General features: G+C 69.9%; 13 protein-coding genes. 7 read left to right on the top strand and 6 right to left on the bottom strand.

The features are described from left to right. The first annotated feature begins 367 nt into the window (after positions 1 to 367). Positions 368 to 985 (top strand): TetR/AcrR family transcriptional regulator, encoded by a 618-nt coding sequence (locus ACWGJY_RS26600; protein WP_453263361.1) that lies wholly within the window; start codon positions 368 to 370, stop codon positions 983 to 985. Positions 986 to 1,047: 62 nt separating this feature from the next. Here the strand turns inward: ACWGJY_RS26600 and ACWGJY_RS26595 are convergent, their stop codons facing one another. The 4 genes from ACWGJY_RS26595 to ACWGJY_RS26580 form a co-directional block, all read right to left on the bottom strand. Beyond that, the gene (locus tag ACWGJY_RS26595) at positions 1,048 to 1,359 is read right to left on the bottom strand and encodes a hypothetical protein (protein WP_453263360.1); all 312 of its coding nucleotides are present in this window, start codon (positions 1,357 to 1,359) and stop codon (positions 1,048 to 1,050) included. A 538-nt stretch (positions 1,360 to 1,897) separates the two neighbouring features. Next, on the bottom strand, positions 1,898 to 2,701 hold the full coding sequence (locus tag ACWGJY_RS26590) for a DeoR/GlpR family DNA-binding transcription regulator (protein WP_453263359.1): 804 nt from the start codon (positions 2,699 to 2,701) through the stop codon (positions 1,898 to 1,900). A gap of 126 nt (positions 2,702 to 2,827) precedes the next feature. Further along, the gene (locus ACWGJY_RS26585; RefSeq protein WP_453263358.1) at positions 2,828 to 3,709 is read right to left on the bottom strand and encodes a class II fructose-bisphosphate aldolase; all 882 of its coding nucleotides are present in this window, start codon (positions 3,707 to 3,709) and stop codon (positions 2,828 to 2,830) included. A gap of 53 nt (positions 3,710 to 3,762) precedes the next feature. Further along, on the bottom strand, positions 3,763 to 4,668 hold the full coding sequence (locus tag ACWGJY_RS26580) for an SIS domain-containing protein (RefSeq protein WP_453263357.1): 906 nt from the start codon (positions 4,666 to 4,668) through the stop codon (positions 3,763 to 3,765). 341 nt (positions 4,669 to 5,009) lie between these two features. Between ACWGJY_RS26580 and ACWGJY_RS26575 the strand changes: the two genes are divergently transcribed. Continuing rightward, positions 5,010 to 6,479, top strand: coding sequence for a sugar porter family MFS transporter (locus ACWGJY_RS26575; RefSeq protein ID WP_453263356.1), 1,470 nt, complete (start codon positions 5,010 to 5,012; stop codon positions 6,477 to 6,479). A 169-nt stretch (positions 6,480 to 6,648) separates the two neighbouring features. Here the strand turns inward: ACWGJY_RS26575 and ACWGJY_RS26570 are convergent, their stop codons facing one another. Continuing rightward, positions 6,649 to 6,948, bottom strand: a complete 300-nt coding sequence (locus ACWGJY_RS26570) for a YciI family protein (protein ID WP_030983847.1) — start codon at positions 6,946 to 6,948, stop codon at positions 6,649 to 6,651. Between the two features lie 444 nt (positions 6,949 to 7,392). Between ACWGJY_RS26570 and ACWGJY_RS26565 the strand changes: the two genes are divergently transcribed. Further along, the gene (locus tag ACWGJY_RS26565) at positions 7,393 to 8,097 is read left to right on the top strand and encodes an endonuclease V (protein WP_453263387.1); all 705 of its coding nucleotides are present in this window, start codon (positions 7,393 to 7,395) and stop codon (positions 8,095 to 8,097) included. 46 nt (positions 8,098 to 8,143) lie between these two features. Here the strand turns inward: ACWGJY_RS26565 and ACWGJY_RS26560 are convergent, their stop codons facing one another. Then, positions 8,144 to 9,331, bottom strand: a complete 1,188-nt coding sequence (locus ACWGJY_RS26560) for a saccharopine dehydrogenase family protein (protein ID WP_453263355.1) — start codon at positions 9,329 to 9,331, stop codon at positions 8,144 to 8,146. 624 nt (positions 9,332 to 9,955) lie between these two features. Here ACWGJY_RS26560 and ACWGJY_RS26555 point away from each other — a divergent pair. The 4 genes from ACWGJY_RS26555 to ACWGJY_RS26540 all read left to right on the top strand — a co-directional run bounded on the left by ACWGJY_RS26555 (position 9,956) and on the right by ACWGJY_RS26540 (position 13,093). Next, positions 9,956 to 10,336 (top strand): MmcQ/YjbR family DNA-binding protein, encoded by a 381-nt coding sequence (locus tag ACWGJY_RS26555; protein ID WP_453263354.1) that lies wholly within the window; start codon positions 9,956 to 9,958, stop codon positions 10,334 to 10,336. 176 nt (positions 10,337 to 10,512) lie between these two features. Then, entirely contained in the window at positions 10,513 to 11,706 is a 1,194-nt protein-coding gene (locus tag ACWGJY_RS26550) for a CaiB/BaiF CoA transferase family protein (protein ID WP_453263353.1), read from the top strand. Beyond that, entirely contained in the window at positions 11,706 to 11,912 is a 207-nt protein-coding gene (locus ACWGJY_RS26545) for a hypothetical protein (RefSeq protein ID WP_453263352.1), read from the top strand. Before ACWGJY_RS26550 ends, ACWGJY_RS26545 begins: the two co-directional genes overlap by 1 nt. A 38-nt stretch (positions 11,913 to 11,950) precedes the next feature. Next, positions 11,951 to 13,093 (top strand): acyl-CoA dehydrogenase family protein, encoded by a 1,143-nt coding sequence (locus ACWGJY_RS26540; RefSeq protein ID WP_453263386.1) that lies wholly within the window; start codon positions 11,951 to 11,953, stop codon positions 13,091 to 13,093. Positions 13,094 to 13,109: the final 16 nt, after the last annotated feature.

Genomic DNA, 13,109 nt, shown 5'->3' with positions numbered 1-13,109 from the left:
AAGGAGAGATTAGCAGGTGTTTTACTAGTAAAAGAAATGTGTTCGCGCCGTTGCGTCATCCGCATCCAAGAGTCGTACGGGGGCCGCAACGACGTATCAGGGAAGGGAGCAGCAAGGACGTGCCAAGGGAAGGGAGCGGCAAGGGGGAGCGGTAGACGGATAGGGCAGCAGAGGGAAGGGAGCCCGGGGAGGGAGTCCGAGGGGGGAGTCCGAGGGAGGGGAGTTGAGGGAGGGGAGTTGAGGGAGGGGGCCGAGGGGGTAAGCGCGTGGGACGCGAAGGTGCGGCAGGTGCGACAGGTGCGACAGGTGCGACAGAGGCGGCAACCTGGGACGCACAGAAGGTGGTGGGCGGGGCGACAATAGCCAGGTGCCAGCCGCCAAGAAGAAGACGACGACCGCGAACGCGTCACCGGAGCGCCGCCGCGAACTGCTCAACACCGCGGCGGAGGTATTCGCCGCACACGGCTACAACGCCACCACCGTCCGCCGTATCGCGGACGAGGCCGGGATGCTCGCGGGCAGCCTCTACTACCACTTCGATTCGAAGGAATCGATGCTGGACGAGATTCTGTCCAGCTTTCTGACCGAGCTCTGGGACGGCTATGACGCCGTACTCGCCGCCGGGCTCGGCCCCAGAGAGACCATCGAAGCCCTGGTCACCGAGTCCTTCCGGGAGATCGACCGGCATCGCGCGGCCGTCGCCATCTATCAGAAGGAGTCCAGGCACCTCGTTGCCCAGCCCCGCTTCGGCTACCTCGCCGACTCCCAGCAGAAATTCGAAAAGGCCTGGCTGGGCACGCTGGAACGAGGTGTGGCCGACGGCGTCTTCCGCACCGACCTCGACATCCGGCTCACCTACCGCTTCGTCCGCGACACCGTCTGGGTCGCGGCGAGCTGGTACCGGCCGGGGGGACAGCACAGCCCCGAGGAGATCGCCCGCCAGTACCTCTCCATGGTGCTGGACGGCATCGCCGTACGCGTCTGACCCCTGCCGACGGTGGGCACGATCTGCGCACCGTCGAGGCGGGGCGGCTTATCGGCGGCCGCTCAGCAGGGAGCGTTCTTCACATACAGGGCCCGCGATTGCCAGGTCGTGCCATAGCGGACGTCCTTGGTTGCGCCCTTGGGCAGGCCGCCGTGGGGGTCGCGCTGATGCGGGACGACGATGGTGAAGCACGCGGCCCGCCGGGAACACAGATTCGTCAGGCGGACGTAGCGCTGGTGGCTCTTGTTGAAGTACTTCCGCACCACGACGCAATGGGGCGGCCGCTCGGCGGCCGACGCGGTCGAGGCGCCGGCCAGTGTCAGAGAGGCGCTGCACGCCACCGTTGCCAGCGCTATGGCCATGATCTTCCGCACGACATCTCCCCCGTTGGAAAGCTCGGTTTTCCCCCGCGAAGTCCGTACGCGGTTCGCACGTTCATTCCCCATTGTCCATACAGGCTCAGGGTGAATCAGCCCCGGGGGCCACACGGGGACACAAGCGCGACACAAGCGCGGCCCTTTCGCAACCGGGGCGGGGCGGGCCCCGGACGAGGCGGGCCGGGCACGCCCCCCGGCCCGGTGGGGTCGGACCTGGACCAAAGGGCGCGGACCGGGCACGCCGGACCGGGCAGGCCGGGCCGGGCACGCCGGACCGGGGACGTCGGGTCGGGGACGTCGGTCCGGGCAGGTCGGACCAGGCAGGCCGCGAGCCGGGCAGGCCGGGCTGGATCAGTCCGGCGGGCCAGGTGAGGGACGGGACTCCCAGGAGCCCGTCGCCCGTGGGCTCGGCTCGTCGGCTCGGCGCGGCTCGCCGGCACGGACCGTCGGATCGGCCCGTCGGCTCGGTCGTACCGCCGGGTCCGACGACCGGACGGCCGTGGGTATCCCGTGGGGGTATCCGGTAAGGGCTACCTCACTCGCCGGCTGACGGGCGTGCCGTCACCACTCTCAGCCCTCGGTCCGCGAATTCACGGCGGGATTCCTCCTTCGCTCCGCTGTCCGTGATGAACGTGTCGAAGACATCGGCACCGCCGACCCGGGCGAAGCACCGTTCGCCGATCTTCGATGAGTCCGCGACGACCACGGCACGCCGGGCACGCTCGGCCATGAGGCGATTGACCCGGGCCTCCGCTTCGTCATGCACCGTGGCCCCCATCATCGGCTCCATGCCGTTGGCTCCGATGAAGGCGATATCGATGGAGATCTGCTGCAGCACCAACTCGCTGAACGGACCCACCAGTTCAAACGACCGGGAGTGCGCCACCCCACCGGTGAGCACGATCTTGATCTGCGGCCGCACGGCCAGCTCATTGGCGATGTTGAGGGAGTTGGTGACAATCGTCAGATGCGGTTGCGGGCCGGCCTCGGCGAAGTCCGGGCGGGTGGCAAGCACCCGGGCGATCGCCGTGGTCGTCGTGCCACCGCTCAGCCCGACCACATCCCCCCGCTCGACCAGCTTCGCCGCCGCCTTCGCCACGGCCTCCTTCTCCTCCGACCGGTGAGCATGCTTGTAGCGGATCGGCAGGTCGTACGCCACGGAGCTGAGCACCGCCCCGCCCCGGGTGCGGGTCAGCAACTGCTGCTCGGCCAAGGCGTCCATGTCGCGCCGCATCGTGGCGGCCGAGACCTCCAGTGCGGTCGCCGCCTCCTCGACGTCCACCCGGCCCCGGTCCCCGAGCAGCTCGAGCAGGGCGTTCATCCGTTCATGGCGCTTCATGACGCGAGCCTAATTCGTCCCGGCCGGCCACTGTGACGCACGGTAGAGGCCCTTCTGCTCCACCGCGGCAGACCGTCCCGTCCCCGCGGACGCAGCGCTGCCGGGTGGTGGTCGCCCGCTGCTGCCTCACCCCCGGGCCGGCGCCGGGGCTGCGTACCGGTCCGCAACCGCGGCCGGAGTGCCCAGTACGTCCAGCAGCCTCGCCGCTTCCTCGGCCACCGCCTCCCGGGCGGGCTTGAGGTACTTACGGGAGTCGACGAGCGAAGGGTCGGCGCCCAGCGTGTGCCGTATCGAATTGGTGAAGACGGAGACCAGATGAGTGGAGATATTGATCTTCGTCATTCCGGCGGCGATGGCCCGCCGCAGCTCGTCGTCCGGCACTCCGGAGGAGCCATGGAGTACCAGCGGCACCGGCAAAGCGGTGTGCAGCGCCGCGATGAGGTCCTTGTCCAGTACGGCCGTGCGCTCATGCATCGCGTGTGAGGAGCCGACGGCCACGGCGAGGGCATCCACCCCTGTCGCCCGGACAAAGGCCAGGGCCTCGTCCGGGTCCGTGCGGACCCCTGGCGCATGCACCCCGTCCTTGCCGCCGACCTCGCCGAGTTCCGCCTCGACATAGGCGCCACGGTCATGGCACCAGGCGGTGAGTTCGGCAGTGGTGGCCACGTTCTCCTCGTACGGGAGAGCTGAGGCGTCCACCATGACGGATCCCACCCCGGCGGTGATGCCCTGGCGGACCAGCTCCGCGTCGGTGATGTGGTCGAGGTGCACCGCGATCGGGGCCGTGGAGCCCTCGGCGAGCGCGAGGGTGGCACGGGTGAGGGGCAGCAGGCTGCCGTGGTAGCGGATGCAGTTCTCGCTGATCTGCAAAATCAAGGGAATGTCGGTGCGCTCGGCAGCCGTGACAAGTGCCTCGGCTGTCTCCAGATGGATGACGTTGAAGGCTGCGGCACCGACCCGCGCCTCATGCGCGGCATCGACGATCGATGAGGTCGGAACGAGGGGCATGGGATGCTGACTCCCTTGCGGACGGGACTGGTTGACGTGAGGGGAGGGGATGTCTACGGGGCGGCCGGCGCCTCGAGCATCACCGAACGGGTCAGGCTGCGGGGGTTGTCCGGGTCCAGGCCGCGGGCACGGGCCCGCTCCAGCGCCACCCGCTGGATCAGCACCAGATCCGCCAGCGGATCGCGCGCATGGCACACAAAGCGCGCACCGGTGCGCAGCACATCGGCCTCCAGTCCGTCCGGTGCCTGACCGAACAGCCACGTCACCCGGCCGGGTGCGGCTATCGCGATCGGACCGTGGCGGTACTCCATCGCAGGGTAGGACTCCGTCCAACTCTGTGACGCCTCCCGCATCTTGAGCGCCGCCTCATTGGCCAGACCGAACGTCCAGCCCGTCCCGAGGAAGGAGAACTGCTCGGCGTCCACCCATTCCTTCTCCACCGGCGCGGCCAGCGCCTCCTCCGCATCGGCCACCGCCCGGGAGATGTCCTCGCCCAGATGCGCGCGCAGCAGCGTCAGCGCCGTTGTCGCGAAACGGGTCTGCACCACCGACTTCTCGTCGGCGAAAGGCAGCGCGACCGTCTCGTCGGAGACCGTCACCGCCGGTGTCTGGGGGTCACCGATGATCGTCACCGTCGGGATGCGCCCCTTGACGGCATCGAGCACCCGCAGTACCTCGGTCGTGGTGCCGGACCGGGTGATCGCGACCACCGCGTCATAGCCGCGGTCACTGCCGAGGAACGCCTCGGAGGCGGCGAACGGGTCCGTCACACCCTGTCCGGCTGCCTCGCGCAGCGCCGCATATGACTGCGCCATGAACCATGAGGTGCCGCAGCCGACGACGGCCACCCGCTGTCCGGCCTTGGGCAGCCGGCCTGCCGCCGCCCCGATCCGGGCCGCCTCCCGCCAGGTCTCCGGCTGACTGCGCAGCTCCTGCTCCATGTACGAGATCTCGTTCATGACCCACCCTCCCGTGCGGTGCACCTAATGACCGCTCTGACTGCTCTGATTGTCTTGCGTGAAACTGCAACATTGAGCTTCGTTGCAATCGACTGTACGCAGAAAAAGTTCAGAGCTCCATCCCTCGTACGGGTGGATGTATCAGAGGTGGGAGGCGTTGCGGTGGTGCAGACGGGACCCGATGGGCGGTCCTGGCGGGGTGGATGGGGGAGCGGTGCGGAGTGGCTGGGGCATGAAAACTTGGTGTTGACAGTTGCGTGAAAGAAGCCAAATACTCGCAAGATCAGTCACATGGCTTCAGTCATGCAGCAAGGCCCGCTCCGCCGCACAAAGGACTCCCCATGTCCATTGCCACGCTCTCCGCGACGCCCCCGTCACCGTCATCCAAGGCCGCACGCCGCACCGGCAGGCTGTTCGCGCTCACCGGCGCCGTCGTCGGTGTCATCTACGGCTACGACACCGGCAGCATCTCCGGTGCCCTGGTGTTTCTGAGCAAGGACTTCCATCTCACCGAGGCCGAAAAGGGCCTGGTCAACAGCATCCTGGTGTTCGGCTCCATCGTGGGCGCGCTGCTCGGCGGCAAGCTCGCCGATGCCCTGGGCCGCAAGGCCGCGATGCTGATCGTCGCCGGCTCGTACGCCGTGTTCGTCGCGCTCTCCGCCCTCGCGCCCAACGTCGTGGTACTGGACATCGTGCGCTTCCTGCTCGGCATCGCCATCGGCATCTCGATCGTCGCCGCCCCGCTCTACGTCGCCGAATCGACCCCGGCCCGCATCCGCGGAGCCTCCGTCGCCGCCTATCAAGTGGCCACGGTCGCGGGCATCGTCATCACTTACTTCGTCAACTGGGGCCTGTCCGGCGGCGGTCACTGGCGCTGGATGCTCGGCCTCTCCGCGATCCCCGCCGCACTCGTGCTGATCCCGCTGCTGAGGCTGCCGGACACCCCGCGCTGGTACGTCCTCAAGGGTGACAGGGAGCGAGCCGTCGAGGTCATGGCCATGACCGATCCGGACGTCGATCCCCGCGCGGAGGTTGCTGTAGTGGCGGCGGCGCTCGCGGACGAGAGCGGTGGACCGGCGCGCTCGTTGCTGCGCAAGCCGTATGCGCGGGCCGCACTCTTCGTCGTCGGCCTGGGATTCTTCTGCCAGATCACCGGCATCAACGCCGTGACGTACTACAGCCCGCAGATCTTCGAGGAGATGGGCTTCGCCGGCAACGGCCAGAACTTCCTGCTGCCGTCCTTCGTCCAGCTCGCCTCGCTGGCCGCGACGGTGCTCGCCATCCTCATCATCGACCGGCTCGGCCGTCGGGTGGTGCTGCTCGGCGGTATCGGCACGATGGTCGTGATGCTCGCCGTCCTGACCGCGGTCTTCGGTACGGGCCGGCTGCACGGTGCCACGACCTGGGTGGGTTTCGCCGCCATCCTGCTGTTCACCGCGGCCTTCAACTTCGGCTTCGGATCGCTGATCTGGGTCTATGCGAGCGAGTCGTTCCCTGCCCAACTGCGCTCGACCGGAGCTTCGGTGATGCTCACCGCCGATCTGGTCGCCAATCTCCTGATTGCCCAGTTCTTCCCTTCCCTGATGGCCTGGGCGGGTGCGGCCCGGACCTTCGCGGGCCTCGGCGTCCTCGCGCTCGCCGCACTGGTCTTCGCGACCCTCACCGCGCCCGAGACCAAGGGGCGTCAGCTCGAGGAGATCCAGGACTACTGGCGTAACGGGGGACGCTGGCCCGCATCACCCGCATCACCCGCTTCGGAAAGCCCCGGACGACTCGGTGATGCAGCGGTGCCGCCGACCACGGCTTCGTAGCGCCGGAGGGTGTCTGCCGCACTGACGGACGGGATCGAGTACTTCGCCCGCCCGCCCGCCCGCCCGTCCACCCGCCGGCCGCCACGGCGGGAGCTCTCCGCGACAAGCGCACTGATGGCGGTGCCCGGACTGCCCGCTCACCGGCGGTCCGGGCCGGGAGGGCGGTGCCTCAGGACGGCAGTTGTTCCCGGTACTGCTCCAGAGCCGGGGCGGTCGTCGTCGCCACGAACTCCGTGATCCGGTACTCACACACCCCGGCGACGGAGAACGGGTCCTCGGCCACGATCCGCTCGACGGTCGCTCGGTCCGTCCCGGCGGCGAGAATCACGCCTCCGTCACGCGGGACCTTACGGCCGGCAGCGATGAAATGCCCCGCGGCGTACTCCTTCTGCAGCCATTCCACATGCTCCGGGAGGGCGGCGTCGACGCGTTCGAGGGGCGCGGTGTAGGTGAGTTCCAGTACGAACATAGCTGCAATATAGAGGAGCGACCGGACCGCAAGCCTGGCCTCCTCCTGGAGGGGAATGCGCAGGCCGGGGTACTACTGCGCGAAAGGCGTGGCCGGCTGATCGCGCAGTTCCCCACCGGAGCGCCGCAGGCCCGGGAAGTGGTGCGCGCAAGGGGGTTCAGGGTGTCTCGATCAGGGCGTCTCGATCAGGTCGTGGGCCGGTCCGGGCGCCGCCGCCTGCGCTGCGTCGCCCGCTCGTAGGAATGGCCCGCCCGGAGGCGGCGAGATCCGCGCGCGGTGCACCGATGAACTGCAGCACCACGGGCAGGCCGCCCGGCGTGAATCCGGCGGGAACGGAGAGGGCGGGCACGCCGAGGACGGAGATGAGGCAGGCGGACCGTATCCAGCGTGAGCCGATCCGTCCGGCCGGGGCTCGGGCACCGGTTCGGTAGCGTGGCGGTCACCATGGACACTCCCGGAATGATCTCCTGCGACGACGAACTGCGGCACTGGCCGGCCGACGAGGACCAGGCGCGCGCGGTCCAGGACCGGTTGCGGCCCGCTGTGCGGCTCGATGAATCCGGTCCGGAACCGGGATTCGCGGGCACCGTGGTCGGAGTCGATGTCGCCTATGACGACGCACGCGGTGTCGTTGCCGCTGCCGCCGTCGCGCTGGACGCCCGCACCCGCGCCGTCGTCGACGAGGCCACCGCCGTCGGGCAGGTCTCCTTCCCGTACGTCCCCGGGCTGCTCGCCTTCCGCGAGATTCCCACCGCGCTCGATGCCCTCGGGCGTCTCGCCCGCACCCCTGACCTCGTGGTCTGCGACGGGTACGGGCTGGCGCATCCACGCCGCTTCGGGCTCGCCTGTCATCTGGGGGTGCTGACCGGGCTGCCCACCATCGGCGTCGCCAAGAACCCCTTCACCTTCCGGTACGAACCTCCCGGGCCGGACCGCGGCGCCACCTCCCCTCTACTGGACGGTGCCGAGGAGGTGGGACGTGCGCTGCGGACCCAAAAGGGCGTCAAACCGGTCTTCGTCTCCGTAGGGCACCGCATCGACCTCGACCGGGCCTGCGCGCACACCCTCCACCTGGCGGCCGAGTACCGGCTTCCGGAGACGACCCGGGCCGCGGACTCGTTGTGCCGCAGAGCGCTCGTGAACGCCTGACGGCGCCATCGCGGTGCGGGATCCGCGGGACCGGCCTGGGGCCGAACTACCCCTGGACGACGCGGAACGTGATGCCCGCATCCTGGAGGCGGGCCGTCAGCGCGTCCCCCATGGCGACCGCGGTCGTCACCTGGCCCGCGGTCTCCGGGAGGTCGTCGAAGGCCAGGCTCAGCGCCGACTCGGCGAGCATCTTCGCCGTCTCGTCGTAGCCGGGGTCACCGCCCGAGACCTCGGTGATCACGCGTTTGCCGCCGCCGGAGGCGACGAAGCGCACCGTGAACCAGCTGCGTGCACGCCGCTCGGGGCCAGGCCCGTCGCCCGGCTCCAGACGCTGCGACAACCAGCGCCGCGCGGGCGGCACCTGGGCGAGCGCATACAGGGCGCCGGCCCCCAGTGCCCCGCCGACGGCGATCGGCAGCCGCCGTACGCCCGCGTAGTGGCGATAGCGGAAGTCGGGACCGTAGCGGTCCAGCGCGGCGGCCGAGCGGGCGATGATCTGCGGGTCGAGGGTCGGCAACGGCACACCCCAGGTGCGCGTTTCGCCGCTCCTGAGAGGCGGTCCGAACGGCGCCCGCACCGTACGGCCGGCCGGCCGGGGTTCGGTCCTCCGACGCTCCCGGGCAGTCCGCATCATGGCGACCGGACGCGATGCGACGGTCAGCGCGGAGGCCAGGGTGCCGCCGGAGAACGTCGCATTGGTCCGTACGAAGCCGTCGATGCGTACGGGAACGCCTTCGGGGAGGAGCCCCACCGTGAAGAGGACTCCCAGGTCGTGCGGGACGCAGTCAAAACCGCCGGCGTGCACGAGGCGTGCACCGGAGGCGCGGGCCGTCGCATCGTGGCGGACGTACATCCGGTCGACGAACTCCGGCTCACCGGTCAGATCGACATAGTCGGTACCGGCCGCGGCGCAGGCGGCGACCAGTGGCTCGCCATGGACCACATACGGGCCGACGGTCGTCACCAGCACCCGGGTACCGGCCGCGAGCGCGCGCAGCGAGTCCGGGTCGCCGCTGTCGGCCCGTAGCAGTGGCAGGTCGGCGCAGGACGGGTCGATGTTCGTCAGCCTGTCCCGCAGCTGCTCCAGCTTGGCCGGGTTGCGCCCGGCCAGCGCCCAGCGGCAGTTCCGGGGTGTGTGTGCGGCCAGATAGGCGGCCGTGAGCGCGCCCGCGAAACCGGTCGCTCCGTAGAGGACGAGGTCATAGGTCCGTCCAGAGGTGTCCTGCGGTCGCATCGCGCGTCCTCCCGACCGGCCGATGGGCTTGGAGCCCGGACCTTAAGCAGTCGCGGTCGCCCCGTCAACGTCCGCTCCTCGCGTTCCCCTTGGCCGGGGCGTGGGTGACCCGGTGACCCGGTGACCCGGTGAAACGGAATGCGGCATGCAGCCTTGGCAGAGCGCCGGAGCCGGGCCGGATTCGCCGATGGGGGCGGGTGGGCGCTGATGGGCGCTGATGGCACCGATGACGCGGGACGTCCGATGTCTGGCCGTCGACGGCCGCGACCGGTGACCATCTTGCGCCGGAGGCCGGGGGAGCGGGGGCAGGGTGTGCGTGCGCCGGCCGGCGCTCTTCTGTCTCGCCTCGCGCTCCAGGCGATCAGTGAGGACAGCAGCAGCGCAATCGCCGGCTCGGTGAACTGGCGTAGCCCCTGACCGCTGTGGAAGTCGAACGGTCCGGCGGCGAGTTGCGGGGCGGAGTTGACGGCCGTTGTCCCTCGGGCGGCCCGGCATCCGGCGCTCCGCGGGCCGTTGTCAGTGGTCGCCGTTAGCGTGGAATGCGTTGGGTGGTCTGCGCGGACGAGCGCGGCGCCGGGCGGCATCGCGGGCGGTGTCGTACGGGGGACGGATGTGGAGGAGCGCATGGCGAAGGCGGCGGATCCGGCGGCGCTGCGGGAGCGAGTGCGGGTGTTCGCGCTCGGGCTTCCCGGGGCCGTGGAGGAGTTCCCCTGGGGCGAGAGCGTCATCAAGGTCAACAAGAAGGTCTTTGTCTTCCTCGGCATCGGCGACGGCAGCCATCCACCCGGGGTCACGCTGAAGCTGACGGACCCCGAGGCGCATGCCCATGCGCTGACCTCGCCCGGCGCCAGGCCCGCGGGCTACGGCCTGGGCAAGGCCGGATGGGTGCGGGTGCCCCTGGCGGGGCACGGTGCTCCGCCGGTCGATCTGCTCTGTGACTGGGCGGAGGAGTCCTATCGCGTCATAGCTCCCAAGAAGCTCATCGCCGAGCTCGACGGGGGATAGCGGCGCAGCGGCAGCAGGCGCGCAAAGGCCCGCGACGGTGATGACAGTTGGACATCGCCGTCGTGGGCCTTTGTCACTGCCGCCACTCGGTACGGGGGTTGTGGAAAGTGGAACACGTTCTTAACATCATGAGTGTTACATCAGAAGTGTCACAGTGCGGAGAGGCATGGGGCGCAATGACGGAGTCAGGGAACGGCCCGCTGAGCGGGGTGCGGGTGGTCGAACTCGCGGGCATCGGACCCGGCCCGTTCGCCGCCATGCTCCTGGCCGACCTGGGGGCCGATGTCGTCCGCGTCGACCGGCCCGGAGGAGCGGGGCTGGGCATCGACCCGGCCTGCGACCTCACCAACCGCAACAAACGCTCCGTGCTGGTGGACCTGAAGAGCCCCGACGGGGTGGCGCAGGTTCTCGAGCTGGCCGAGCGCGCCGATGTGCTGCTGGAGGGGTACCGCCCCGGTGTGGCCGAGCGGCTGGGCGTGGGCCCCGAGGAGTGTCTGGCGCGCAACCCCCGCCTGGTCTACGGGCGCATGACGGGCTGGGGACAGCAGGGCCCGCTCGCCGACACCGCCGGACACGACATCGGCTATATCGCCATCACGGGCGCCCTCGGCATGATCGGTCCGCCCGATGGCCCGCCCGCCATCCCCGCCAATCTCCTCGGTGATTACGCAGGCGGCTCTCTCTACCTCGTCATCGGCATCCTCGCCGCCCTCCAGCACGCCCGGACCGAGGGCGGAGCGGGCCAGGTCGTGGACGCGGCGATCGTCGACGGCACGGCTCATCTGACGGCGATGATCCACGGCATGCTGGCGGCCGGCGGCTGGCAGGACCGGCGCAGCGCGAATCTGCTCGACGGCGGGGCACCGTTCTACGGCGCCTACGAGACCGCAGACGGCGGCCATATGGCGGTCGGTGCGCTGGAACAGCGGTTCTACGGCGAATTCATCCGGCTGCTGGGCATTGCGCAGGAGGCACCCGGCCGCGATGACCTCGCCGCCTGGGGCGAGCTGCGCACCACCATTGCCGCCCGGTTCAGGACCCGTACCCGCGAGGAGTGGACGGCGGTCTTCGAGGGGTCCGATGCCTGTGTGGCGCCGGTGCTCTCCCTGCGCGAGGCACCCCAGCACCCGCATCTCGCCGCCCGTGGCACCTTTGTCGAGCACGGTGGCCTGACCCAGCCCGCGCCCGCGCCGCGCTTTTCGCGCACCCCCGGAGCGGTGCGCAGACCCCCTGCGCGGCCCGGTGCGGACGCCGCGGAGGTCGCCCGCGACTGGCACATCCCCGGCCTGCTCGCCCCGCTGCCCACCGGCCCCGCCGACATCCCGTCCGCCGCGCCGGGCCGCACGGAGCAGAAGGACACGGCCGGCTGATGGAAGGCGTCACCACGCTCGCGTACGCGGCCTTCCCGCGCCGCGGCGGGGACGAGGCGACCGCCCTCTTCCCGGAGCGGGCCGGCGAGATGCGGGGCGGCGCGCTCGCCGACGGCGCCGCCCGGCGCGCTCCGGCGCTCGCCATCCCGCTGGGGGCGGCTCCCTCAGGGACGGAGCCCGCCAAGCCGACCGAGACCGTCCAGTGAACCGGCTCCGAGGAGGGCCCGCAGAGATGACCGCGCAGATGAAGCGCCAGATCTTCACCGAGGACCACGACGCCTTCCGCAAGGTCGTAAAGACCTTCCTCGCCAAGGAAGTGACACCGCATTACGAGCAGTGGGAGAAGGACGGCATCGTCAGCCGGGACGCCTGGCGGGCGGCCGGCAAGCAGGGGCTGCTGGGGATGGCGGTCCCCGAGGAGTACGGCGGGGGCGGGCAGCCCGACTTCCGCTACAGCGCGGTGCTGGCCGAGGAATTCACCCGGGCGGGCGCAGCCGGACTGGCCGTGGGCCTGCACAACGACATCATCGGCCCCTATCTGGCGACCCTCGGCACCGACGAGCAAAAGCGCCGCTGGCTGCCCGGCTTCTGCAGCGGCGAGATCATCACCGCCATCGCGATGACCGAGCCCGGTGCCGGATCCGATCTGCAGGGCATCCGCACCCACGCCGAGGACGCGGGCGACCACTGGATCCTCAACGGCTCCAAGACCTTCATCTCCAACGGCATCCTCGCCGACCTGGTCATCGTCGTCGCCAGGACGACGCCCGAGGGCGGGGCGCACGGCCTGAGCCTGCTGGTCGTCGAGCGCGATATGCCGGGCTTCGAGCGCGGCCGCAATCTCGACAAGATCGGCCAGAAGGCCCAGGACACCGCCGAGCTGTTCTTCCACGACGTACGCGTTCCCAAGGAGAATCTGCTCGGCCGGCGGAACGGCGGATTCGTCCATCTGATGACCCATCTCGCGCAGGAGCGGATGGGCATCGCCGTCGCCGGTATCGCGGCCGCCGAATACCTGCTGGAGATCACCAGCGAGTACGTCAAGGAGCGCGAGGCGTTCGGACGGCCGCTGGCCAAGCTCCAGCACATCCGCTTCGAGATAGCCGAGATGGCCACCGAGTGCGCCGTCACCCGCGCGTTCCTCGACCGCTGTATCGCCGACCACTCCGCCGGGGAACTGGACGCGGTGCATGCCTCGATGGCCAAGTGGTGGGCCACCGAGCTGCAAAAGCGCGTCGCCGACCGCTGTCTGCAACTCCACGGCGGCTACGGCTATATGGCGGAATACCGCGTGGCCAAGGCCTTCACCGACGGCCGTATCCAGACGATCTACGGAGGGACCACCGAGATCATGAAGGAGATCATCGGTCGCTCCCTGCTCGGCTGACCCGGACCGGCCCCGG

The organism is Streptomyces sp. NPDC054765 (assembly GCF_053612065.1).
The sequence above is the reverse complement of the archived record's forward strand: the minus strand, read 5'-3'. Positions and strand labels throughout refer to the sequence as shown.